This window comes from Streptococcus sp. FSL E2-3488, from assembly GCF_038003585.1.
GTDB classification, from domain to species: Bacteria; Bacillota; Bacilli; order Lactobacillales; family Streptococcaceae; genus Streptococcus; species Streptococcus thermophilus.
Map to the genome: position 1 here is coordinate 1,160,836 of NZ_JBBOPL010000001.1, position 26,023 is coordinate 1,186,858.

A 26,023-nucleotide genomic window follows, 5' to 3' on the forward strand; every position below is an offset into this window, starting at 1 on the left:
CTTATTTTCCTTAAGAATGGAGCAAAAAAGCAGCACCTATAGGCACTGCTTTAAAGAAATATTCGTTATTAGAACAAACCAACTGCTGTTCCATCTTCAGTAACATCCATCTTGAGGGCCGCTGGGGCTTTTGGAAGACCTGGCATGGTCATAACATCACCTGTGAGAGCCACGATGAATCCAGCACCTGTTTTAGGAACAAACTCACGAATAGTGATATCAAAACCTTCTGGTGCTCCAAGCAAGAATTGGTTATCTGAGAAACTATATTGTGTTTTAGCCATACATACTGGCAATTTATCCCAACCAAATTCTGCAAACTGTTTGAGTTGATTTTTAGCTTTTTTCTCGAAGACAACTGATTTACCACCATAGATTTCAGTAACAATCTTAGTAATCTTTTCTTCCAAGCTATCATCATCCGAATAGAGACGTTTATAATCAGCATTGCCATTTTCAACAGCATCCACTACTGTATTAGCAAGGTCAATACCACCATCAGCACCATTAGCCCAAACGCTAGCCAATTCAACAGGAACCTTGATTTCGGAACAAAGTTCTTTAAGAGCTGCGATTTCAGCTTCTGTGTCAGCAACAAATTCGTTAATGGCAACAACCGCTGGAATACCAAATTTACGTATATTTTCTACATGACGTTTTAAGTTTGAAAAGCCATCGCGAACGGCTTGAACATTTTCCTCAGAAAGGTCAGTTTTAGCGACACCACCATGCATCTTAAGAGCACGAAGTGTAGCAACAATAACGACAGCATCTGGAGTTGTTGGTAGGTTTGGAGTTTTAATATCAAGGAATTTTTCAGCACCAAGGTCTGCACCGAAACCTGCTTCAGTGACCGTGTAGTCTGCCAAGCGAAGTGCTGTAGATGTAGCTAGAACTGAGTTGCATCCGTGAGCGATGTTGGCAAATGGACCACCATGTACCAAGGCTGGTGTGCCATAAATTGTCTGTACCAAGTTAGGTTTGATGGCATCTTTTAGAATAAGTGTAAGCGCACCTTCGATTTCAAGATCACGTACATAAACAGGTGTACGGTCATAACGGTAAGCAACGACAATGTTAGCTAAGCGTTCTTTAAGGTCATTGATATCAGTAGCCAAGCAAAGAATTGCCATGATTTCAGAGGCTACGGTAATATCAAAACCATCTTCACGTGGGATACCATTGAGTGGGCCACCAAGACCAACTGTCACATGACGAAGAGCACGGTCATTAAGGTCAACGACACGTTTCCAAATAATACGACGTTGATCAATACCTAGGGCGTTTCCTTGATGAATATGATTGTCAAGAAGGGCTGACAAGGCATTATTCGCTGTAGTAATAGCGTGCATATCACCTGTGAAGTGGAGATTGATATCCTCCATTGGAAGAACTTGAGCGTAACCACCACCTGCAGCACCACCTTTAATCCCCATAACAGGACCAAGAGATGGTTCACGAAGGGCAATCATTGTTTTCTTACCAATTTTGTTAAGAGCGTCTGCAAGACCAATTGACATGGTTGATTTACCTTCACCTGCTGGTGTTGGATTGATGGCTGTTACCAAAATCAATTTTCCTGGTTTGTCGTCTTTGACTTCATTGATTTTATCAAATGACAATTTTGCCTTATATTTTCCGTAGAGTTCCAAATCGTCAAAGCCGATTCCAACTTTTTCAACTACTTCTGTGATTGGTTTTAATTCTACACTTTGAGCAATTTCAATATCTGTTTTCATGAGATACTCCTCTATATATTTCTATGTACTATTATAACAAAGATTAATAAAAAACGCACTATTTTTTATAAATTGATTTCAAATGTTCGGTTTTTATTTAGCTATAAAAAGTTATAACTTTATTTTATAGGGGCACGTTTCAAAAACACTTACTATTATTTACTAAAATCTAAATTTTTAGTACAATACTACTATGAAAATTTTGATTACATCAGGTGGTACCACTGAAAAGATTGATGATGTCCGTGGAATCACAAATCATTCAACAGGTTATCTGGGTAAGGAAATCGCTGAACTTTTCTTGGCTAAGGGTCACCAAGTTACCTTAGTAACTGTAAAGACTGCGGTTAAACCTGAACCAAAAGAAAATCTAAAGATTACAGAAATTACCAACGTAGACAGTCTCCTAAAAAGTATGGAGCCACTTGTCAAGGAGCATGATGTCCTCATCCATAGTATGGCTATCTCTGACTATACTCCAATTTATATGACGGATTTCACTGAGTTGGAAGATACGGAAAACCCCAGCCAACTCTTACATAAGTCTAACACTGAGAGCAAGATATCTTCGGCTTCGGATTATCAGGTTCTTTTCCTTAAAAAGACACCAAAGATTATTAGCCTGGTTAAACAATGGAATCCCAATATTCAGTTGGTTGGCTTCAAACTTCTCGCAAATGTCAGCAAAGAGGATCTTTTCAAGGCTGCTCGTGCTAGTCTTAAACGTAATCAAGCAAACATTATTGTGGCAAATGATTTGGGTGAGATTACTCCAAATCAACATATTGCTTATCTAGTTGACGAAAAGGGTGAAGAGATGGTTACAACTAAGTCTGCAATTGCTCAAGCCTTATATGAAAGAATATGCTATGACTAAACGTATCATACTTGCTGTTTCTGGCTCAATTTCCGCCTATAAGTCAGCAGATCTAACAAGCAAACTAAAGAAAAAGGGATATGATATCCACGTCATTATGACTGAGTCTGCTCAATCCTTTATTACGCCTCTAACTCTTCAAGCTCTTTCTAAGAATCCAGTTCACTCCGATGTTATGGAAGAAAAATTGGCTGAACGTATTAATCATATTGACTTAGCTAAGAAAACTGATCTCTTTATTGTTGCCCCAGCTTCAGCAAATACGATTGCCAAATTAGCACACGGCATGGCTGATAACATGCTAACTGCGACGGCTTTAGCTTTGCCAAGCACCACTCCAAAACTAATTGCACCAGCAATGAATACGAAAATGTATGAAAATCCATTGACTAAGAAGAACTTAAAAATCTTGCAAGAAGTTGGCTACCAAGAAATTCTTCCAAAATCTGGTTTACTTGCATGCGGAGATACAGGTCGTGGCGCTCTAGCTGATATTTCTGTCATTATTGAGTCAATAGATAATGCTCTAACAAAATAGTCTTGTTGACAAGAAAAGAAGTTTATGATGAATAAAAAAAATAAAGCAAACCCAACGGCACAATTGGCTCTATTAATAGCCACAATGGTCGTTATTGAGGTACTCAGTCAAACTATCTTTGCTGCTTTTGCACTTCCAATCAAACCAACCCTAACTCATATCCCAGTCATTATTGCTAGTATCGTCTATGGTCCTAAAATTGGTGCATATTTAGGCGGTTTTATGGGGATTATGAGTATTGTTCGTAACACTATCGTCTATACAGTAGGCAGTTATCTCTTCAGTCCTTTTGTGGAAGGAGGAACTTGGGCATCTGCTGTCATTGCAATTGTTCCTCGTATTTTAATCGGTATTTTTCCTTACTTTATCTACAAGTTACTTCAAAATCGCCTAGGCTTGATGCTGTCTGGTGTTTTAGGTGCTTTTACAAATACATTTTTCGTGCTTCTAGGTATCTACTTCCTAATCCCTAATTTCTACTCAGCAGGTGGAAAAACTCTAATGGCAACTATTTTCACTATAAACTCTGTTGCTGAAATGGTTATTGCTGGCCTATTAACGCTTAGTATCACACCTATGCTACTTCGATTGAAAAAATAAAGAAAAAACATGGTAATTAGCATGATTTTTTTCCTTTAGTTGTGATATAATGTAAGCGTTTAAAAATATAAAGGAGATTGATATGTCTTACACTGAAAATTATCAAAAATGGCTCGATTTTGCTGAATTGCCTGCTTATCTTCGTGATGAGTTGGTTTCTATGGATGAAAAAACTAAAGAAGATGCCTTCTATACTAATCTTGAATTCGGTACAGCTGGTATGCGTGGTTTAATTGGCGCTGGTACCAACCGTATTAACATTTATGTTGTTCGTCAAGCAACCGAAGGTTTGGCGCAATTGATCGACTCAAAAGGTGAGGAAGCTAAAAAACGTGGTGTTGCTATCGCTTATGACAGCCGTCATTTCTCTCCTGAGTTTGCTTTTGAATCTGCGCAAGTTTTAGCAGCTCATGGTATTAAATCTTATGTGTTCGAGAGTCTTCGTCCAACTCCTGAATTATCATTCGCAGTACGTCATCTCCACACATTTGCTGGTATCATGATAACGGCTAGCCACAACCCAGCTCCATTTAACGGATACAAAGTTTATGGTGAAGACGGTGGACAAATGCCACCCGCTGATGCCGATGCATTGACAGATTACATCCGTGCTATTGATAATCCGTTCACTGTCAAATTAGCTGACCTCGAAGACAGCAAGGCTAGCGGTCTCATCGAAATCATCGGTGAAAATGTTGATGCTGAATACCTAAAAGAAGTTAAAGACGTTAACATCAACCAGGACTTGATTAATGAGTATGGTCGTGACATGAAGATTGTATACACTTCACTTCATGGTACTGGTGAAATGTTGGCTCGCCGTGCCCTTGCTCAAGCTGGGTTTGATGCTGTTCAAGTCGTTGAAGCTCAAGCGGTTCCTCATGCTGACTTCTTAACTGTTAAATCTCCTAACCCAGAAAACCAAGATGCCTTTGCTCTTGCTGAAGAACTCGGTCGTAATGTAGATGCCGACGTATTGGTTGCAACTGACCCTGACGCGGACCGTCTTGGCGTTGAAATCCGCCAACCAGATGGTTCATACCTCAACCTTTCTGGTAACCAAATTGGTGCTATCATCGCCAAATATATCCTTGAAGCTCACAAAACAGCTGGTACTCTCCCTGCTAATGCTGCCCTTTGTAAATCAATCGTATCAACTGAATTAGTTACTAAGATTGCAGAAAGCTACGGTGCAACAATGTTTAATGTCTTGACTGGCTTCAAATTTATCGGTGAAAAGATTCATGAATTTGAAACACAACACAATTACACTTACATGTTTGGTTTTGAAGAAAGCTTCGGTTACCTCATCAAACCATTTGTACGCGATAAAGACGCTATCCAAGCCGTTCTTATCGTTGCAGAAATTGCTGCATACTACCGTTCACGTGGTATGACATTGGCAGATGGTATCGAAGAAATCTACAAACAATATGGTTACTTCTCAGAAAAGACAATTTCAGTTACGCTTTCAGGTGTTGATGGTGCTGCAGAAATCAAGAAAATCATGGACAAATTCCGTCGCAATGCTCCTAAACAATTCAACAACACTGATATTGCTAAAACAGAAGACTTCTTGGAACAAACAGCTACTACTGCTGACGGCGTAGAAAAATTGACAACTCCTCCAAGTAACGTTTTGAAATACATCTTGGCTGATGATTCATGGTTTGCCGTTCGTCCTTCAGGTACAGAACCAAAAATCAAATTTTACATTGCAACAGTTGGAGAAACTGAAGCGGATGCTAAAGAAAAAATTGCTAACATCGAAGCAGAAATCAATGCCTTTGTAGGTGAATAGTACTTTTGACTTAGAGCTAAGCTCTAGGTCTTTTTTGATAAATGATAATAATGCCCCATATAAGTAATTACAATCTTTCGCTGCTACACCAAGAAACCACCTATAGATTAAATATATAGGTGGTTTTTCTATTATTCAATTACAGTGCGCCGACTTGTGAATGATGCTTAAACAAGGAGTGAGTAGCTTCGTAAATATGACGTGCAGTCTCTGCATTATTCATCGTATAAAGGTGAACTCCAGCAACGTCTTGCGTAACCAAATCCACGATTTGGTCAACAGCATAAGCTAGACCGGCAGCTCTCAGAGATTCAGGATCATGCTCATACTTATCCAAAATAGCACGGAATTTACGTGGCAAATGGATATTTTCACACGTCTTAAGTAAACGTAGGGCTTGGTTACGATTCAAAATAGGCATAATACCAGCATAGATAGGCACATCAATGCCAGCAAGAGTACATTTATCTTGGAAATCGTAGAAGCGTTCATTATCAAAGAAGAGTTGGGTTATAAGACTTGAACAACCTGCATCTACTTTCTTCTTAAGATTTTGAATATCAGAGATTTGATTTGGTGAATCAGGATGACCTTCAGGATAACAAGCACCAATGATATCAAAGTTAGGAGCTTCTGCCTTGATAAACTCAATCAAATCAGTTGCATATCTGAAGTCTTTTAAAGGTTCGACCCCAGGAATGATGTCGCCACGAAGTGCCAGGATACGATTTACTCCAACAGCATCTAATTCTCGCAAAGTATCAGCTACCTTTTCTTTGCTCAAATAGATTGCTGGAAGGTGAGCAATAGTAGGAATAGCCAGGTCATTTTGAATATGGTCTGCCAAAGGAACCGTTGTCTCTTTGATATTATATTTGTTATTACTAGCTGTTACACTGATAAAATGGGGTGCCGATCCTTTCATGTCATCAAGGGCAAGCAAGATTTTCTTATTGCCTACGGCTGGATTAGGTGGAAAGACTTCAAAAGAGAGGGATGGTGTTTGGCTTGTCATAAGTTTTACCTTCTTCGTTTTAGATTTTTGTTGAGACAAAAGCATTTTTATTAGTGTCAAGTAAACTCGTAGGAATTATTGATCACATTTTGCATCTAGCTTGATTACAAAAATCTTTAGAAAATTATTCACTATTGAAAACCTTCTACATATAGGAAAGAAGCTTTTCAAGGTATTATAACTTCTACTTACAAGTTTTTGCGAGCCGCTTTTGCTGCTTCTAGAAGCTTGGTTAAGCTTTCTTTAGTTTCTTTAATACCACGAGTCTTCAAACCACAGTCAGGGTTGATCCATACTTTACTACTTGGAACTTTAGCCAAGATCGCTTCGATAGTGTGGTCAATTTCACCGTCTTGTGGGACACGAGGTGAGTGGATATCATAAACTCCAGGTCCAACTTCTGTTTGGAAGTTTTGTGCTTTAAGTTCATCCAAAATTTCAAGGTTTGAACGACTAGCTTCAAAAGAGATAACATCTGCATCCAAGTTGTCGATAGCTGGAATGATATCTGTAAATTCTGAGTAACACATGTGTGTGTGGATTTGTGTGTCTGGTGCTACTGTTGAGTGTACCAAACGGAAGGCTGGAATAGCCCAGTCAAGGTAGTCTTCGTACCAGTCACTACGACGGAGTGGCAATTTTTCACGAAGAGCAGCCTCATCGATTTGGATAATTTTAATGCCTGCAGCTTCGAGGTCAAGCACTTCATCCTTGATAGCAAGAGCGATTTGAAGAGTTGAATCTTTAATAGAGATATCTTCACGTGGGAATGACCAATTGAGGATTGTAACTGGCCCAGTCAACATACCTTTAACAGGCTTGTCAGTACGGCTTTGTGCGTAGCTAGACCATTTTACAGTGATTGGATTAAGACGAGTGACATCACCCCAGATGATTGGTGGTTTTACCCCACGCATACCATATGATTGCACCCAACCATTTTTAGAGAAGAGGTACCCAGACAAGTTTTGACCGAAGTACTCAACCATGTCATTACGTTCAAACTCACCATGTACAAGGACGTCAAAGCCAACTTCTTCTTGCCATTTAATCCATTCATCTATAATTTCAGCAAGAAAGGCATCATATTCTTCCTGAGACAATTCATTCTTACGGAAAGCCAAACGTTTGGCACGAACTTCCTTAGTTTGAGGAAATGAACCGATAGTTGTTGTCGGAAGCAATGGAAGTTTGAAGGCATCCTTTTGAATGGCTTCACGTTCTGCGAAAGCCGGTAAACGTGTGTAATCTGCTTCTGTCAAACCTGCAATACGAGCACGAAGTTCAGCATTTGCACCAACACGTTCAATAGCAAAGAGCTCTTTGTTAGCAGCAAGTGATTCAGCACCTTGACCATTACGGATAGCATCCAAATCACGAAGTTCATCTAATTTTTCAACGGCAAAAGCAAAGTGGTTCAAGATTGCTGGTTCAAATTCTTCATTAGCAGTCGTAAATGGCACATGAAGAAGTGAGCATGAGCTTGTCAATACGATTTTTTCAGCTGGAATTTGTTCAAGAACAGCCAAGCTCTTTTCGTAGTTGTTGCGCCAGATGTTTTTACCATTGACAATACCTGCATAGAGAGTCTTGTCAGCTGGGAATCCACCTTTGACAAGTTCAAGCGTCTTCTTACCTTCGACAAAGTCAAGACCGATAGCATCTACTGGCAAGTTTACAAGATCATTGTATACATCACGAACATCACCAAAGTAAGTTTGAATCAAGACCTCAAGGCCTTTCTTGTCAGCCAAGATTTTATTGTACAGATTCAAGAAGAGTGCTTTTTCGTCAGCAGTCAAATCTTTAACAAGTGCTGGTTCATCAAGTTGGATACGAGTAGCACCAAGTTCAGCCAATTTTGCAAAGACATCTTGGTAGGCAGCAATAAAGCTATCGACGAAGTCTTCTGCTTTCACACCATCTTCGAAATCAGACAATTGAAGGAAAGTGAATGGTCCAACCACAACTGGGCGAGTATCCAGACCCAAGTCTTTGGCTTCTTGGTACTCATCAAAAATCTTGTGACCAGCCAATTTTACTGCTGTTGTTTTTTCAAATTTTGGAACGATGTAATGGTAGTTGGTGTTGAACCATTTCTTCATTGGAAGAGCACGCACATCCCCCTTTTCACCTTGGTAACCACGTGCCAAAGCAAAGTATTGTTCCAATTCAGTCAAATCCAAGTTTTTCACAGACTCAGGAACTACGTTGAAAAGGAAGGCCGCATCAAGGAAGTTATCGTAATGAGAAAAGTCATTTGAAGGAATTTCAGTAATACCTTTTTCTTTAACAATATTCCAGTGTTTTGCACGCAAATCTTTAGCAGCCGCTAAAAGTTCGTCTGCAGTAATTTCATTTCTAAAATATTTTTCTGTAGTAAATTTTAATTCTCGGAATTCACCCAAACGTGGGAAACCAATGATAGTAGTTGACATCTTGTGTCCTCCTCTTTGTTGTTGATTTAATCTTACCAAAGAAATAAATATCTGTATAATTGTTATCAGTTTTCAATATATATAGTTTTAAACTATATCCTATAAAATAAAGGATTTCTGGTCTCGTTGTCTTATTTTTAATTAGATATTTGTATAGCTAATAACTATATAGGGAGATGATAAGGTCATTTTTATCAAAAAAACCTCTAGACTTTTGTCTAGAGATATATCTTACTTTTTCTTCTTTAATATTTAGTAATCAACTCATCCATGTTCACTATTGAGTAGTAAAGTCATAAAATAAGGCGTTTTAATCAAAACTAAATCTTAAACTCGTTCTTGAAGCCAAGAAGACGTATAGGACATGTTCTCACTGTTATAGCTATTCCAAATAAAATAGCCCAAAATCACCAAGACCACTAGGAAACATATTCCCAATACTGCTAACCAAATGATTTGCTTCTTTAAACTATCATACTCACTCATATAGCCATTATGAAGTTTTATAAGCTCGTCTCTCTTTTTATTGCTTGACTCTTTTGCAATGGCAATCTCAAGCTCGTACATTTGATGTTTCCAAGAATTCCGCTTGGAAGTCACTTTTTTCAATTTTTTATTTGAAAGACTACTGTCCCCTTTCTCAAATTTATTTTTTTTAGTCATATTTCCCTCTAAAATCTTCTTTTAGTTCATATTATTATAACATATATAAAACTATCTGAAAAGTTCATTTTTGGTTAAAATTTTAAGAAAGAGAATTAAATCATGAAAAAGAACCAGAGGCTATCTTCTTATGTTATACTCTATGTATGCATAAGAAAACCGTTATTGATTTTAAAGAACTTGGCGTCAGACAAATCTTCACTCACGCCATAAAAGAGATAAAAACCAAAGACATTAAGGAAGTTAAATCACTTATAAATCAAATAGAAGCCTATCAAGAAAAAGGCTATTTTGCTGTAGGCTATGTAGCCTATGAAGCTTCTCAGGCCTTTGAACCTAAATTTCAAATTTTTGATAGCCCATTAATGTCAGAGTATCTTCTCTATTTTACTATTCACGATACTGTTCAAACAGAGTCTATCCCTCTTGCTTATGAGCCTGTTCCCTTACCAGAATCTTGGCAAGAACTAACTTCTGCAGAGGAATACAAGGCTGCTATTGAGCATATACACCACCATATTCGTCAAGGAAACACCTACCAGGTCAATTTTACCGTCCAACTTCAACAGAACATAACAGCTGATCCATTTGCCATCTACAACCGATTGGTTGTTGAGCAAAATGCACATTACAATGCCTTTATTCAACATGATGATGTCTCCATCATTTCCATAAGTCCTGAACTCTTCTTTAAAAAAGATGGTGATATATTGACCACACGTCCTATGAAAGGGACAACAAATCGTGGCTTGACAACTGAAACTGACCTTAAACAAGCACAATGGCTTGCTCATGATCAGAAAAATCGCTCTGAAAATATGATGATTGTAGATCTTCTTAGAAATGACATGAATCGTATTTCAAAAATAGGGAGTGAAAATGTAAAAAGACTTTGCCAGGTTGAACAATACTCTACTGTTTGGCAAATGACTTCAACTATTGAGACGCAACTCCTACCAAACAGTCGTTTGGATGACATCTTCCAAGCCCTTTTTCCTTGTGGATCTATTACAGGAGCACCAAAAATAGCTACTATGGCAATTATTAAAAACGTCGAAAAACAAGCTCGAGGCGTCTATTGTGGAGCCATTGGTATCTTGCTACCTAATGGACCAACTATTTTCAACGTAGCCATCCGAACACTTCAAATGCAGGGAAACAATGCTATATATGGAGTAGGCGGTGGAATCACCTGGGACAGCAAATGGGAAGCTGAATATGAAGAAACAAGGCAAAAATCAGCTATTCTATACCGTCAAAATCCTAGATTTGATCTTATCTCAACTGGACGGATTCATCAAGGTAAACTACTCCATCTTAAAGAACATCTCAATCGTCTACAAGAGTCCAGTCGCTATTTTGCTTATCCTTTCAATAAAAAAGAAGTTCAAAATCAAGTCGAAGATTTGTGTCAGTCCCTTGATTTTGACACAGACTACCGTCTTAAATTGTCCCTTGCAAAAGATGGTAAACTTACTTTTGAACATGCTCAATTAACAGAATTAGACGATGATTTTTGTCAAGCAAGATTAGTTAAGCAAACACATCCTTTGAATAACCCCTATACCTACTTTAAAACAAGTTATCGACCACACATTAGTCTAGGACCTCATGAGCAAATCTACTATAATCAAAAGAAAGAACTTTTAGAAACTTCTATCGGTAACCTCGTTCTTAAAATCAAGGACCAACTCTACACTCCACCTGTTCACCTCGGTCTTTTAAACGGTATTTACAGACAAAGCCTCATTGCTAATAATCAGGTCACAGAGAAAGTTTTGACTCTGGAAGATTTAAAACAGGCTCAAGCCATCTATGGCTGTAATGCTGTGAGAGGGTTGTATGAATTGAGGGTAGATTTCTAAAATATGGATTTAAAATTGTGAAATTTCATTTTCTAGAAATCAATCACTACTTCTCTTGATAAAAAATCAACAATTTAATAGTAAAATAAAGTATAATACTTACTGATAGTTATTAAAATTACTGCTTCTATTAGGTTTTAAATTTTTGAACATTCTAGAAAGGATAAATACGTTTAATGAAAAAATTTAAAGGCTTGACTTCTGCAGAAGTTCAAGCAAGTAAAAACGCTCATGGCGATAATAGGCTCTCTAGTAAAGAGGCTAACTCGCTGCTTTCAATTTTTATTGAAGCCTTCCAGGATCAATGGATTCTCATCCTCTTGGCTGCCTTAGGATTAAAAATCATCTTCAACTTTGTTGCAATGATTTTTCCTGCTATTGGGGAGGCTAATTGGTATGAGGCTATCTCACTAATTTTTGCCATTTTGATGTCTACAGGGTTCTCAGCAGTCTCTCAATACCGTAATGAGCAAAAATTCAATATTCTCCAAGAAGAGGCTTCAAAAACTAATGCTAAGGTTTATCGAGATGGTAAACTTAAAGAGATTCTCGTGGATGATGTTGTAAAAGGGGATCAAATTCTCCTTCAATCAGGGGACAAGATTCCAGTTGACGGTATCATCTTGGAAGGTAAATTAAAAGTAAACCAAGCTGTCTTAAATGGTGAAAGCGAGGATGCCACAAAACTTCCTCTTGGTGACCGAGAAGAGCCAGATTCTTCAGACCTCTTTACGGAGTTTAAGGTCTTCCGTGGTACAGTCGTAACTTCAGATGAAGCTGTGATTGAAGCTACACAAATTGGTGATAACACCGTTTTAGGAAGTATCAATACGTCTCTTCAAGAAGATAGTAAAAATTCACCATCTAAAGAAAAACTTAACAAGCTTGCAAGAAACATCGGGGTCCTCGGTTATAGTGCAGGTGCTGCCTATTCAGTAATCAACCTTGTATTAGGCTTTATTGCCCTAAATAAAGCTAACAACCTCAATGGTGGCTCGATTTTCCTTCTTATCATTGAAACAATTCTCTTTGCGGTTACAATCATCATCATGGCTGTCCCAGAAGGACTTCCAATGATGTTAGCACTCGTTTCCTCAATGAACTCAGGTCGACTTTTAGCTCAAAATATCCTAGTCCGCCATCCTGATACTATTGAAACTGCTGGATACATGAATATTCTCTTCAGTGATAAGACTGGTACAATCACAGAAGGTAAACTATCTGTAGTTGACTTCTTCCTTGGGGATGGAACACTTTATGCAGCTACTGGTGAAACTGATGCTCCAGATTTTGATACGATGTCAGATAGTCTTAAAGCTGAAATAATTAATGGTATCGGTCTTAATAACGATGCCATGGTTGCTGATGGTAATGCTGTTGGTAGTAATGCTACTGACCGTGCACTTCTTGACTTCTTGATTGGACGTTCTCAACTTGATTTCGATACTAATACAATTACTGAGAAGCAACAATTCAACTCAGCAACAAAATTCGCAAGTGTAACGACTAACGATGGAAAAACCTACATCAAAGGTGCTCCAGAATTTATCCTAAATGACTGCTACTACTATCTTGATAAAGATGGTCATAAACAAAACTTTACAGATGATATTAAAGCTCGTTTTCAAGAGTTATCATTGGAACAAGCTAACCGTTCAATGCGTTTGCTTGCCATCCTCAATACAGATGGTAATGATAAAGTCTTGATTGGTATCGTATGTATCCGTGATAACGTTCGCTCTTCAATTAAACAAACCGTTGAAACAATGAACCGTGCGGGTGTTCAAGTAGTTATGGTGACTGGTGACCGTAAAGAAACCGCTGTTGCTATCGCTAAAGAAGCAGGTATCGTCACTGGAGAAAATGACCTTGTCCTTACTCACGATGAACTTTCTGCCCTCTCAGATCAAGAACTTAAACAACAATTGCCTCACTTAAAAGTGGTAAGTCGTGCCCTTCCAATGGATAAAAAACGTCTTATTGAGGTAGCTCAAGAACTCGATATGGTAGCTGGTATGACGGGTGATGGGGTCAATGACTCACCAGCCCTTAAATCAGCTGATGTTGGTTTCTCAATGGGTGATGGTACTGAAGTCGCACGTGAAGCCTCAGATATCGTTATCTTAAACAACTCATTGACTTCTATTGAGAAAGCCGTTCTCTATGGACGCACCATGAGTAAGTCAGTAAGTAAATTTATCATCTTCCAATTAACTGTTAACGTAACAACTATTGCCATGTCACTTCTCTCACCACTTTTGGGTCTCAAAGAGCCATTTACAATCATCCAAATTCTCTGGGTTAACCTTATCATGGACACACTTGCTGCCCTTGCCTTTGGTGAAGAGCCTGCGCTAGATCGTTATATGAACGAAAAACCAGTAGCTAAGAAAGCAAATATTCTTACTGGTTATATGAAATCCGCTATCGGAGTTGCAAGTGCCTTCATTACTCTTGTATGTTTAGCCATTCTTAAAAATGTTGGTGGTATCCAAGACTTTATCACAAATGGAACTGGTAACTTTGAAATGGTAACAACCTTTACATTTACAGTATTTATCTATGCTGTTATTTTCAACTCATTTAATACACGTAGTAATGGCTTCAATATTTTTGAACATATCGGTAAAAACAAGAAATTCTTAATCGTTATGATTTCTATTGCTGTTGTTCAAACCCTTATTATTCAATTTGGTGGAAAAGTATTTAGTACTGTTCCGATGGATATTCAACACTATATCATTGCTCTTCTTATTGCTGTATTGATTATACCAGCAGATTTCATTCGAAAAGCTCTAACTAAAAACAAATAAGATATGAGGTATTGCAAATCTTCAAAGTGATAAAAAGGACTAGGTTTTACTCCCAATCCTTTTTCTAAATTTCTAAAGGTAACCTATGAAAAAATAAGAGCAATATTATTCTATTATTGCTCTATAACAAAAAAGGTTTTAAATGAACTGCACCCCAAAAGTTAGACAAAAAAATCTAACTTTTGGGGTGTTTTTATTATGAAACTAACTTATGAAGATAAAGTTCAAATATATGAATTGAGAAATCAAGGAGAAAGCTTTAAACGACTTTCAAATCAATTTGGGGTGAACGTTTCTGGTCTAAAATATATGGTGAAATTAATTGACCATTATGGAATAAACATCATCAAAAAGGGAAAGAATCGTTATTATTCTCCTAAATTAAAGCGAGAAATGATTGATAAAGTTCTACTTGAAGGTTGTTCTCAACAAAGTGTTTGCCTGGACTATGGCCTCTCAAATTAAGGGTTGCTTAACAATTGGATAGCACAATACAAGAAAAATGGGTATACTCTTCTTGAGAAAAGAAGAGGGAGAGTGCCTAAAATGGGGAGTAAACCAAAGAAGAAACCCGAAGAGATGACAGAGCTAGAGCAACTTCAAGCAGAAAATGAGTACCTGAGATCGGAGAATGCTATTCTAAAAAAGTTGAGAGAACTCCGATTGAGGGACGAAAAGGAGCAAGAAGAAAAACAGAAATTGTTCAATGATTGGTAACAGAGTTTCCTTTAGATATCCTTCTAAACATTATCAAACTTGCTCGTTCAACCTATTATTACCACTTAAAGAAACTGAATCAAGTAGATAAAAATCAATCTATCAAAGTGGAAATACAAGCCATTTATGATGAACATAAGGGAAATTACGGATATCGTCGAATAACTCTTGAATTGAGGAATCGTGGTTTTGTAGTGAACCAGAAGAAGGTCCAACGTCTGATGAAGCTCCTTGGTTTAAGTTCCCAAATTCGTCGTAAACACAAATATTCTTCATACCAAGGAGAAGTTGGCAAGAAAGCAGATAACCCTTATCCAACGGCAGTTTGAAGCAGCCAACCCAATGGAAAAGTGCTACACAGATGTGACAGAGTTTGCCATTCCAAATAGCACACATAAATTGTATTTATCGCCTGTTTTAGATGGTTTCAACAGCGAAATTATCGCTTATAATCTCTCAACTTCACCAAACTTAGAACAAGTGAAATCTATGTTAGACCAGTCCTTCACAGAGGAGCATTATGAAAATACAATTCTCCATAGTGATTAAGGTTGGCAATACCAACATCAGTATTATCATCAATTTTTAGAGGATAAAGGGATCCAACCATCCATGTCACGTAAGGGAAATAGTCCAGACAATGGTATGATGGAGTCTTTCTTTGATATTCTTAAGTCTGAGATGTTTTATGGTTACGAGAAGATGTTTCACTCACTTGAGCAATTGGAACAAGCTATTGTAGACTATATTGATTATTACAATAACAAACACATTAAGGTAAAATTAAAAGGACTTGGTCCTGTGCAATACAGAACTAAGTCCTTTGTGTAAATTAATTGTCTAACTTTTTGGGGTCAGTACAAATCGAGCTTTTTTCTTTATGTTACTTAAACTGACTAGGAGTTCCTGTATATCCTGACCAGTCCTTACTATAAAAGCGATCATTCAATTTATAGCTAGGTGCAGGTGTTGGATTACTAACGAAAGAATCAACGACCCTGTCAAAGGCTACCCAACCTTTCCAGCCCATATGAATAGTGTCTTGCATAAAGTAAGGTTGATCGCCATCTTTTGAGAAATCTGCAATATTGGTAAATCCTTGACTTTCCAATTGATAACGGATTTTAGAAACCGTAGCATCATACATGTCCTGATTAAGTCCAGTATAAGCCATCCACTTGCTATTAACAGGTGGAATGACAAATATGACATTTGTATTTGACTTGGCAAATTGATTAAGAACCAGCTGTAAATCACCATATTCTTGAGAAACTTCATAGGAAAGATTTTTCTGGAAACCTTTAAGTTTACCAATCTTCTTAGATAAGCGTTCCTTATAAAAACGGTCATCAATTCCAAAGTCATTTGATTTGGTATGTGCTTCTGCATCTCTTATAGCAAGCTGATCAAGGGCATCATAAGAGAATTGGTCTGGTAACTCTTTAAGATAAGGAAGAACCTTCTTGTCATAATTAGCGTTATTTGACGCTGCTAAAGGGCTAAACAAGCTATCTTCTCGCCTATTTAGCTCTGCCATGAATTGAATATAGGTTTTATCGACAGTATTGAGATCTTGTCCTTTGGCCACTTTAGAAAGTTGAGATTTCATCGTTATCTCAGGTTTCATCTCTAAGATACGTTTAGCAGCATACTGTGAATTTGCATCCGTCTGATTTTGACTTAGGAAACTACTAAGTTGGTCGTTATTAAAGAACTGCTGAAAAGCTGCAGAATTATAACCTTTTTTAGTGAACCATTGCGGAGACAAGACATACACAGCTGTACCGTTTTGTAATTCTGGAAGCATTTGTTGCATTCCCAAATATTGATTTAGAGAAGCTGACCCACGTTGTCCAATAAAGTATGGGCGATAGTTACGGTCGTATTTCTCTGCTAAAACAGCTGGATGAAGGGCATCAAAACGTAACCACTCACTAGACCCAAAGTAAGGTACAAAACGATGATTCTGGTCTGAAAGAGCGGTAGTTTTATTTTTCCGACTTTTAAAGTTCTCATTCGTCAGCGTTACTGCACTACGTTTTTCAGCCTCATAACTATATTTTCTGCCTTGTGGGTAGGCATATATAACTACTACTACCAAAACCAGGGCACAAATTACTGGACCAAAAATCTGCCATAAACGCTTAAGCATTGCGAAGCTCCGTTACCCCTTCAACAATCTTATTAGCTGTGTTCCAATCATCACGACCAAATTCTGAAACTGGGACACGAATATCAAAACGTGATTCCAATTCAACGATAAGTTCAACAGTTCCCATTGAATCAAGAACACCAGCATCAAAAAGGTCTTCATCCATCATGTCAGATACATCTTCCATGAACAGTTCATCAATAATTTCAATGACTTCTGCTTTTACATCCATTTTTAAATTTCCTTTACTTATTTTTTAGTGAACCAGAGATCATTCAAGAATCCAGAGAAAATCAAGAATGATAGCATAACTGTATTAAATGTGATAAAGATTCCCAAAGCCTTGGTCCATTTATTTTCGGGAAGAGGCTTAAGTCCTGCTTTTTTACGATCTTTATTAATGGTTTTCTTTTTACGTAACCAAGCATCGTTAATAACTAGACCAATACCATGGAATATACCATAAGCAATATAGTACCAAGTAATCCCATGCCAAAATCCCATAACCATCATATTGATGATATAAGCAACATTCGATGTGGTGTTACGATTTTTGAAAACCTTATTTCGCATGAGTACTATGACTAAGCGCATAAAGACAAAATCACGGAACCAAAACGACAGACTCATATGCCAGCGATTCCAAAATTCCTTCATATCACGGGAAATGAACGGTTTGTCAAAGTTAATAGGACTCTTAGTCCCCATTAGATTTGAAACTGCGAGAGCAAACATTGAGTAACCCGCAAAGTCAAAGAAGAGATCAAACCCATAAACGTACATAACACCTAATGTGGGTAGATTAAAGATACCGCCTTGGCTCAATGCTTGTGCTTTTAATGGTGGTAAAAGCATACTCCCGAAAATCTGAGCTAAAACAAACTTATAAAGAAAACCAAGCATAATATATTTTACAGCTTGCTCTAACATGTTCAGCAGCTCGTCACGATTAGGAATTGACTGATAATCTTCATTAAAACGTTTGAAGCGATCAATGGGACCACTTGTGAAGGTCGGCATAAAGAGCATGAAGCGGAGGGATTCCCCTAGTGTGAACTCTTTAAGAACTCCATCACGCATCTCGATAATCATACCAACCGCACGGAAGGTTAAATAAGAGATGCCGAGAAAGTTTAAAAGTGACTGGGTTCCGTTAATGATAGGCTCTACCTTAACAAGAATCAAGGGAAGAACAACAAGAAACGAGTGCAAATAGAAGACCCATTTATTATCCCTTTGACTACGATAACGTTTGTATGAGTATACCCAGATGATTTGCCAGACAATATAGAAAAGCAAAGCTAAGATTTGGCTAGCATGGGTACCTGTCAGAGCAAGAACGATAAAGGTAATACTTACCAAGCATTCATAAATAGCAAAGCGCTTTTTAAAGAATAGACCTATAAAGATTGGTAATAAGGCTATTCCAAGATAGATGAAATAGAAAGGATTACCGTAGGGTTCTAAATGGGGAAGCTGTTTCAAGAAGTCTATCATCGGTTATTAACCTCACTGATGAGTCCCTTGATATCAATTTTCCCATTTGGTGTAAGAGGCAAGCTCTCACGATAGAGGAACTTAGTAGGCATCATGTATGACATCATGATATCTTCCAAGTCAGCTTTGATAGCCTTAGTAATATCGATGTCACGCTCAAACTGGTCACGTACGCCATCCTTAAGAATCACATAAGCCAAGAGGTTCTGAACCTTATGGTCTTTGTTATAACGTGGGACAGCTACTGCTGAATCGATATACTTAGACTTATTAAGGTTTTGGGAAACATCTTCTAACTCAATACGGAAACCATTAAATTTAATCTGAAAGTCCATACGACCACTGTAAAGAAGGAGACCCTCATCAGTCATAGTCCCCACATCACCAGTATGGTAAGCAGGTAGACCATTAAACTCGAAGAAGGCTTCCGCAGTCTTTTCAGGATTATTCATATAACCTTTTGAAACTGCAGGACCTGATACGATAATTTCACCCTGCTGACCATTTGGAAGGATATTACCGTCTTCATCGATAATATAAGTTGGTGAATCTTCCTTGGTATAACCAATCGGTAGACGATTAAGAGTAGCTAGCATCTCATCAGTTACCGCTACTGCTGACAAGGCAACAGTAGCCTCAGTTGGTCCATAAGCATTGACAATACGTGCTTCTGGGAAACGTTGGCGGAGTTTCTGAGCAGTCTTGACAGTCAACTCTTCCCCATCGAAATAGAAATGCGTAATTTCTGGCATCTTCTCTGCATTGAAGTCTTCAGACAACATTGCCATATCTGCAAATGATGGCGTGGATGTCCAAATGGCAATTGGAAGTGAAAAGATAGTTTCAAATAGTTGCTTGAAGTCCTGAGTAATAGCTGAAGGAAGCGCATAGAGTGTTCCTCCAAGTGCCAAAGTTGGCGCCCAGTACATTACTGATAGGTCAAATGAATAAGGCGGTTGAGCCAACATTTGAGGACGTTTTGGAGTCGCAAATTCCTTGTCTGTAATCATCCAGTTGGTGAAACTAAGAAGGTTATTATGCGAAATCTGAACTCCTTTAGGTTTACCTGTAGTCCCTGATGTGAAGATGATGTAATAAGTATCATCACCTTTAACAGGGTGGGTTACTTCATAAGTAGTCTTGTTAGCAAAACTTTCCTTCACTTGATCCAATGTCAAGATTGATGCTTTAACATCCTCTAGTGGGAAGGCGTTAATAGCAATAATCAGACTCGGCTCTGCCACTTCAACAATAGCTGTCACGCGCTCAAGAGCTGAGTGACTATCAATTGGTATATAGGCGTGACCAGATTTAGTTAAAGCTACGAAAGTTGCCAACATTTCATATTCTTGACCGCCATAAACTACAACAGGTGATTTTTCTGGGATATCAAGGCTATCAATCTTAGCAGCTAAACTATCCGAATCGGCTTTCAAATCGCCGTAAGTATGGACTTCCCCTAAAATATTGTAAACAGGAAAGTCGGGTTGTGATTGAGCAAACTGCTCAATCGTTTCAATCATATCTTTAATTTTTGTACTCGTCATTATTCTTCCTAAAATTCGTTATAGATAAAATTACCTTGACCTTGTCCTAGGTAATTGTAGAGATAAATTAGGGCCATAAAAATGGCGAAATAAAGCAAAGTTTGTCCTAAAAAGACGAGGACATTTTTGTGTTTTAACATTCTAATTTTTGATACCTTTTTTATATAACATCCTTTATATTTTACCATCTTATCGGTATTTTTTCCAATAAAAAAGAAAAAATGGTAGTGTAAAATAAGTTGTGTAAACACAAAAAGGAATAAATCCGTTATAGTAGAGTTGCAAAACATTACTAGAAAGAGATTTATTCCTATGACTCAGTTTACCACAGAACTACTTAACTTCCTAGCCCAAAAGCAAGATATTGATGAATTTTTCCGTACTTCTCTTGAAACAGCAATGAATGATCTGCTTCAAGCAGAGTTATCAGCCTTTTTAGGGTATGAACCTTACGATAAATTAGGCTATAATTCTGGGAATAGTCGTAACGGAAGCTATGCACGGAAATTCGAAACCAAATATGGGACTGTTCAGTTGAGTATTCCTAGAGATCGTAATGGGAACTTTAGTCCAGCTTTGCTTCCCGCTTATGGACGTCGAGATGACCACTTGGAAGAGATGGTTATCAAACTCTATCAAACCGGTGTAACGACTCGAGAAATTAGTGATATCATCGAGCGAATGTATGGTCATCACTATAGTCCTGCCACAATTTCTAATATCTCAAAAGCAACTCAGGAGAATGTCGCTACTTTTCATGAGCGAAGCTTAGAAGCCAATTACTCTGTTTTATTTCTTGACGGAACCTATCTCCCCTTAAGACGTGGAACCGTTAGTAAAGAATGTATTCATATCGCACTTGGCATTACACCAGAAGGACAGAAGGCTGTTCTTGGATATGAAATCGCCCCAAATGAAAACAATGCTTCTTGGTCCACCCTGTTAGACAAGCTTCAAAACCAAGGAATCCAACAGGTTTCTCTTGTAGTGACCGATGGCTTCAAGGGGCTTGAACAGATTATCAATCAGGCTTACCCATTAGCTAAACAACAACGTTGCTTAATTCATATTAGTCGAAATCTAGCTAGTAAAGTGAAACGAGCAGATAGAGCGGTTATTCTGGAGCAATTTAAAACGATTTATCGTGCTGAAAATTTAGAAATGGCAGTGCAAATTTTAGAGAACTTTATCGCCGAATGGAAACCAAAGTATAGGAAAGTCATGGAAAGTCTGGAGAATACGGATAATCTTTTAACTTTTTATCAGTTTCCCTACCAGATTTGGCATAGCATTTATTCGACAAACCTCATTGAGTCTCTTAACAAAGAAATCAAACGTCAAACGAAAAAGAAGGTTCTTTTTCCTAACGAGGAGGCTCTGGAACGTTATTTAGTTACCCTGTTTGAAGATTATAATTTCAAGCAAAATCAACGCATCCATAAAGGGTTTGGCCAATGTGCTGACACACTTGAAAGCTTATTTGATTAACATTCTTCAACTCTACTTGAGTGTTTACACATAATTATTGACAGTATCGAAAAAATAAATCAATTTCATTTCTTTTTCATCTCTTACTTTCATTAATAAATAATACATTTAATAGCAAAAAAAAAAACAGAGCCTAAACGCTCTGAAATTTTTAATTATTTTGTGTTTTTTGGGCTGTCTGCATACGATAGTACATTCCCTTAGTCCTCATTAATTGATTATGTGTTCCATGTTCAACGATATCACCATTATTCATTACCAAAATAAGGTCTGCATTCTCAATGGTGGATAATCTATGAGCAATAATGAAACTCGTCCGACCTTTCATCAGTTTAGCAAAAGCTTCTTGAATAAGGAGCTCCGTACGGGTATCAATACTTGATGTTGCTTCATCCAAAATAAGAATTTTAGGAACATTGACAAATATACGAGCAATAGTTAGTAACTGACGTTGACCTTGTGAAAGAGATTGCCCTGCATCTCTCAAGAAAGTGTCGTAGCCTTGAGGTAATTGTTTAATAAAGAAATCAGCATTAGCTGCTTTGGCTGCTGCAACTACTTCCTCTCGACTAGCTTTTGGATTGCCATAGGCAATATTATCATGGATAGTAGCTACTTTAAGCCAAGTTTCTTGTAGAACCATCCCAATCTGCTTGCGAAGACTCTCACGGGTATAATACGTAATATCTCGACCGTCTAGCAAAATTTGACCCTTATCCAAGTCATAAAAACGCATGAGAAGATTAATCAAAGTAGATTTTCCTGCTCCTGTTGGGCCAACAATAGCAACGGTACTCGCAGCAGGAATATCAATACTCAAATCCTTAATAAGAGGTTTATTTTGCAAATAGCCAAATTGAACATGATCAAATTGAAAATGTCCCTGAACTTCTGCTTCGTCCAAAACCGCATTTCCCGTTTCTGGTATTTCATCTTCATCTAAAATCATATATAGACGATCAGCACAGGCTAAAGCACTTTGAAGTTCAGATAGGACAGATGAAATATCATTAAAAGGTTTGGTATACTGAGTGACATAGTTTAGGAAGGTAGTCAATTGTCCCACTGTAAATGTGCCTCCCGACATGATGCGATAGGCACCAACACCTGTAATGAGAGCGTAAAGCAAGCTATTAAAAAAACGTGTAGCTGGGTTAACCGCTGACGAGTAAAAGATGGCTCCCTGTGAATAGTTAGCATACTTACCATTAACCTCATTAAAATTGAGAACCATCTGGTCTTGAGCATTTAGAATTTGTACCAGAGCTTCCTGAGTTAGACTTTCTTCGATCAGCTGAGTCTGTTTGCCTCTCCACTTGGTTTGATTGCGATAGAGTTGATAACTCTTCCTAGCAATGAAACGAGTCACAAGCATTGATAAAGGTGTCATCACTAGAACTAAGAGCATCATGAACCAGTCTAAGCGAGCCATGGTAATGATTATGACAAAGATGGTCAAAAGTCCAACGAAAAATTGATTAAAGAACATAAGGAGACCATTATTCAATTGGTCACTATCTGTAGTCACACGGCTAACCATGTCTCCAGTTCCTTGACGATCAAGATAACTGAATGGAATAGCATGAATTTTCATCATGACTCGTTCACGTAAACTTTCGCTATAAGAATAAATCAATCGATTATAAATCAAAGGGTTAAGCCACTGGATTGCACTATTAGCTAAGATAAGCAAAAACATCTGCCAAATCAAACGTGACATCAAAAAGACAGCATTCATCTTAAGAACAGCATCTACTGCATCGCCAAGCAAAATAGGGAAGTAAACAGTCAAAGCAACTTGAACAATGGTCCCAACAGTTGCTAAGGCAAAGAGGTAACGCTGACTTAGGATATCTTTACATAATCGTTTAAGCGTTGACTTGTTATTTCTAGCCTTCATCAGCGACCACCTTTTGATGTTGAGAATAATGAATGTCTTGATAGATTTTATTAGTGACAAGCAATTCTTCATGATTACCAAGACCAACTTGATGTCCCTTATCAAGCACCAAAATTTGATCAACAGCTTTTAAGCTATTTGTTCTCTGTGAAATAATAATCAAACTAGTTGATTTAAGATTTTCTCTGATAGCCGCTAGTAGACGACTTTCAGTCAAATAATCTAAAGCCGAGGTCGAATCATCCAAAATTAAGAATGGTGCTGGTCGCATCAAAGCACGCGCAATAGTAAGACGCTGACGCTGACCACCCGAAAAATTACGGCCAAAAGACTCCACTGGCTCATCTAAGCCAAGCTCCTTTTCTCTTACAAAATCAGAAGCCTGAGCCATGTCAAGAGCATGCCACAGTTCTTGATCACTTGGTTCGTAATCAAGTCCCAATGACAAGTTTGAACGAATGGTTCCCCTAAACAACTCAGCTTTCTGTGGGACATAGGCAACCCAAGACCGCCACTCTTTGAGATTATTCGGCGACAACTGATTCTTAAAGATAGTCAAACTACCAAACTGAGGTTTATAAAGATTCATAATTAAATTGACCAAGGTCGATTTACCCGAACCTGTACCTCCAATAATCCCCAGAGACTCACCTTCAAAAGTCTTAAAGTCGATTTCTTGTAGCGATGGTTGACTAGCTGTAGGATAAGTAAAAGTCATCTTGTCAATTTCAAGAGCTATGCTTGGTTGATTTGGTTTCTTAATTATTAAAGGCGCTTCAATATCCTCATCTTGAAGATTGAAGATAGCTTGGACTCGTTTTGCCGAAATAAAGCTTTGGTTGAGATTCGTCAACATCATAGCTAATTTAAGGAGCTCCGCCAAAATCTGCAAAAGATAATTAACCAAGGCGATTAGCATACCTTGAGACAAAAGACCACCTTGAATTTGCACATTTCCTTGCCAAAGTATAGCAATTAAGGTCATATTAACAACCAAGAATGTCAAAGGACTAATGAGACTTGATATCACCCCTGTTTTAAGTTGCCACTTCTTCAACTCTTTATTGACAGTGGTAAAGTTATCTAATTCACGCTCACTCTGACCAAAAGCACGAATAACCCTCATGCCCTCGAGTTGTTGACGAGTATTGGTCACAATTGATTCATTAATCAATCGAATCTTAGCATACAGAGGATTGACAATACGACTAGCTAGTACAATTATAAGAGACAATACCAAGACCATACCAATAAACCATAAGGTTAAACGTGGGCTGATACGGAATGCCATAATAATGGCTCCCGTCACAATTATTGGTGCCCTTAAAAAGAGTCTTAAAAACTGATTAATACCTGTTTGAATTTGAAAGGTATCTCCAGTCAAACGTGTTACCAAACTTGAAGTACCTATCTCATCACGCTTTTCCTTTGACAATCGCATTATTTTTGCATACAAATCATTTGTTAAAGCTTGGGCATAGCCAACTGCTGCCCTAGATGAAAAATACTGTGCTGAAATAGCAACGACAACCCCAATCACGGCAAGTCCGAACAAGAGAAAAATCATCATAAACAGATGATTTTGGTCTCTATTTGGAATAGTTATATCGACAATTCCAGCAATCACCATAGGAACTAAGAGTTCGAAACTAGCTTCGATTAATTTAAAAACAGGTCCCAGGATACTATCTTTAACAAATCCTTTGAAATAAACTAATAATGCTTTCATTTGTCTTTCCTTAAGAATGGAGGTGGTTACTCTTAGAGACGAGAGAATATTCGCATCAGAAAGAGATTCAACTGCACTTCTTTGGCGTAATAAATATTTCCACCATTTGTATAAAGTTTTCCCCCACCATAATACATGGCAACAGGTTGATAATAAGTATAGGTTTTCCCACTAGTGTTTCCTAGACTTGGAGCAACGACATCTTTAGAATAGGCATTTGCTAGTTCAACGGTGTTAACACCACCGTTATCAGCAACATAATCAATATAGGTCTTACCAAAGTTATAAGCTTGCACTGCTGTCCAAGGATCGACCTTATGGTGGACAGCTGCTTCAAGATTATCCGAAAGCACCCTCACCCCCTGACGGATACTTTCTTTTTGATCTGTAATGGAGTTGGTCACCCCCGTAGAACTTTCACTGGACTGCATTACGTCGTCTGTCTTTCCCTTGGTTTCTGTGTAAATCATAGCAAGAACCAAATCGACACTAGTTGTATTTTTAATGTCATCCTCTGCTAAGACCTCCTTAACCAGGGATTCATAAGTTAGGACATGTTGGATATTGGCATGGATTCGATAGCATTGGATACTTATTATGAACACTACGACAAAAACCACCAGACGTCTTATCCATTTAAACAT

The 26,023-nt window shown here is 37.9% G+C and carries 19 protein-coding genes and 1 pseudogene; 8 read left to right on the top strand and 12 right to left on the bottom strand.

Annotated elements, in window-relative coordinates; translation table 11 throughout:
• Positions 1–68: 68 nt before the first annotated feature.
• Entirely contained in the window at positions 69–1,739 is a 1,671-nt protein-coding gene (locus tag MHH90_RS05985; protein ID WP_024704082.1) for a formate--tetrahydrofolate ligase, read from the bottom strand.
• A 193-nt stretch (positions 1,740–1,932) separates the two neighbouring features.
• Here MHH90_RS05985 and MHH90_RS05990 point away from each other — a divergent pair, with 193 nt between their 5' ends.
• The 4 genes from MHH90_RS05990 (at position 1,933) to MHH90_RS06005 (ending at position 5,555) form a co-directional block, all read left to right on the top strand.
• Positions 1,933–2,616, top strand: a complete 684-nt coding sequence (locus MHH90_RS05990) for a phosphopantothenate--cysteine ligase (protein ID WP_002948206.1) — start codon at positions 1,933–1,935, stop codon at positions 2,614–2,616.
• A complete protein-coding gene (gene coaC / locus MHH90_RS05995) occupies positions 2,609–3,154 on the top strand; it encodes a phosphopantothenoylcysteine decarboxylase (protein ID WP_014608202.1) in 546 nt (181 codons plus the stop codon). Before MHH90_RS05990 ends, coaC begins: the two co-directional genes overlap by 8 nt.
• Before the next feature lie 27 nt (positions 3,155–3,181).
• A complete protein-coding gene (locus MHH90_RS06000; RefSeq protein ID WP_011681047.1) occupies positions 3,182–3,754 on the top strand; it encodes an ECF transporter S component in 573 nt (190 codons plus the stop codon).
• An 82-nt stretch (positions 3,755–3,836) separates the two neighbouring features.
• Positions 3,837–5,555 carry a phospho-sugar mutase gene (locus MHH90_RS06005; protein ID WP_011681046.1) on the top strand — a complete coding sequence of 573 codons (1,719 nt, stop codon included), beginning with the start codon at positions 3,837–3,839 and terminating at the stop codon, positions 5,553–5,555.
• A gap of 139 nt (positions 5,556–5,694) precedes the next feature.
• On the opposite strand, the gene metF is transcribed toward MHH90_RS06005, so the two are convergent.
• From metF to MHH90_RS06020, 3 genes are all read right to left on the bottom strand, one after another.
• Positions 5,695–6,570, bottom strand: coding sequence for a methylenetetrahydrofolate reductase [NAD(P)H] (gene metF, locus MHH90_RS06010; protein WP_113870375.1), 876 nt, complete (start codon positions 6,568–6,570; stop codon positions 5,695–5,697).
• A 188-nt stretch (positions 6,571–6,758) separates the two neighbouring features.
• On the bottom strand, positions 6,759–9,008 hold the full coding sequence (metE, locus tag MHH90_RS06015; protein ID WP_002950451.1) for a 5-methyltetrahydropteroyltriglutamate--homocysteine S-methyltransferase: 2,250 nt from the start codon (positions 9,006–9,008) through the stop codon (positions 6,759–6,761).
• A gap of 327 nt (positions 9,009–9,335) precedes the next feature.
• Positions 9,336–9,671, bottom strand: a complete 336-nt coding sequence (locus tag MHH90_RS06020) for a hypothetical protein (protein ID WP_011225805.1) — start codon at positions 9,669–9,671, stop codon at positions 9,336–9,338.
• 146 nt (positions 9,672–9,817) lie between these two features.
• Between MHH90_RS06020 and pabB the strand changes: the two genes are divergently transcribed.
• The 3 genes and pseudogenes from pabB (at position 9,818) to MHH90_RS06035 (ending at position 15,897) form a co-directional block, all read left to right on the top strand.
• The gene (gene pabB / locus MHH90_RS06025; protein WP_014608193.1) at positions 9,818–11,536 is read left to right on the top strand and encodes an aminodeoxychorismate synthase component I; all 1,719 of its coding nucleotides are present in this window, start codon (positions 9,818–9,820) and stop codon (positions 11,534–11,536) included.
• Between the two features lie 176 nt (positions 11,537–11,712).
• Complete coding sequence (locus tag MHH90_RS06030) at positions 11,713–14,349, top strand: calcium-translocating P-type ATPase, PMCA-type (RefSeq protein ID WP_113870376.1); 2,637 nt, start codon at positions 11,713–11,715, stop codon at positions 14,347–14,349.
• A 198-nt stretch (positions 14,350–14,547) separates the two neighbouring features.
• Positions 14,548–15,897: pseudogene (locus MHH90_RS06035) on the top strand (IS3 family transposase).
• 52 nt (positions 15,898–15,949) lie between these two features.
• On the opposite strand, the gene dltD reads toward MHH90_RS06035, so the two are convergent.
• From dltD to MHH90_RS06060, 5 genes are read right to left on the bottom strand one after another with little or no spacing between them, the layout of a single operon-like run.
• Complete coding sequence (dltD, locus tag MHH90_RS06040; protein WP_014621431.1) at positions 15,950–17,218, bottom strand: D-alanyl-lipoteichoic acid biosynthesis protein DltD; 1,269 nt, start codon at positions 17,216–17,218, stop codon at positions 15,950–15,952.
• Complete coding sequence (gene dltC, locus MHH90_RS06045; protein ID WP_002950439.1) at positions 17,211–17,450, bottom strand: D-alanine--poly(phosphoribitol) ligase subunit DltC; 240 nt, start codon at positions 17,448–17,450, stop codon at positions 17,211–17,213. The genes dltD and dltC overlap by 8 nt, the downstream gene beginning before the upstream one ends.
• A gap of 17 nt (positions 17,451–17,467) precedes the next feature.
• Positions 17,468–18,715: a D-alanyl-lipoteichoic acid biosynthesis protein DltB gene (gene dltB / locus MHH90_RS06050; RefSeq protein WP_340725839.1), complete on the bottom strand. Its 1,248-nt coding sequence runs from the start codon at positions 18,713–18,715 to the stop codon at positions 17,468–17,470.
• Positions 18,712–20,262, bottom strand: a complete 1,551-nt coding sequence (dltA, locus tag MHH90_RS06055) for a D-alanine--poly(phosphoribitol) ligase subunit DltA (RefSeq protein WP_011681022.1) — start codon at positions 20,260–20,262, stop codon at positions 18,712–18,714. The genes dltB and dltA overlap by 4 nt, the downstream gene beginning before the upstream one ends.
• A gap of 8 nt (positions 20,263–20,270) precedes the next feature.
• Positions 20,271–20,402, bottom strand: coding sequence for a teichoic acid D-Ala incorporation-associated protein DltX (locus tag MHH90_RS06060; protein ID WP_002885174.1), 132 nt, complete (start codon positions 20,400–20,402; stop codon positions 20,271–20,273).
• A 172-nt stretch (positions 20,403–20,574) separates the two neighbouring features.
• On the opposite strand from MHH90_RS06060, the gene MHH90_RS06065 reads away from it, so the two are divergent.
• Positions 20,575–21,750 carry an IS256-like element IS1191 family transposase gene (locus MHH90_RS06065; protein ID WP_340725732.1) on the top strand — a complete coding sequence of 392 codons (1,176 nt, stop codon included), beginning with the start codon at positions 20,575–20,577 and terminating at the stop codon, positions 21,748–21,750.
• A gap of 151 nt (positions 21,751–21,901) precedes the next feature.
• On the opposite strand, the gene MHH90_RS06070 is transcribed toward MHH90_RS06065, so the two are convergent.
• From MHH90_RS06070 to MHH90_RS06080, 3 genes are read right to left on the bottom strand one after another with little or no spacing between them, the layout of a single operon-like run.
• Positions 21,902–23,650 carry an ABC transporter ATP-binding protein gene (locus MHH90_RS06070; protein WP_014608185.1) on the bottom strand — a complete coding sequence of 583 codons (1,749 nt, stop codon included), beginning with the start codon at positions 23,648–23,650 and terminating at the stop codon, positions 21,902–21,904.
• The gene (locus MHH90_RS06075; protein WP_011681019.1) at positions 23,640–25,379 is read right to left on the bottom strand and encodes an ABC transporter ATP-binding protein; all 1,740 of its coding nucleotides are present in this window, start codon (positions 25,377–25,379) and stop codon (positions 23,640–23,642) included. The genes MHH90_RS06070 and MHH90_RS06075 overlap by 11 nt, the downstream gene beginning before the upstream one ends.
• 32 nt (positions 25,380–25,411) lie before the next feature.
• Positions 25,412–26,023, bottom strand: a complete 612-nt coding sequence (locus MHH90_RS06080) for a lysozyme family protein (protein ID WP_014621429.1) — start codon at positions 26,021–26,023, stop codon at positions 25,412–25,414.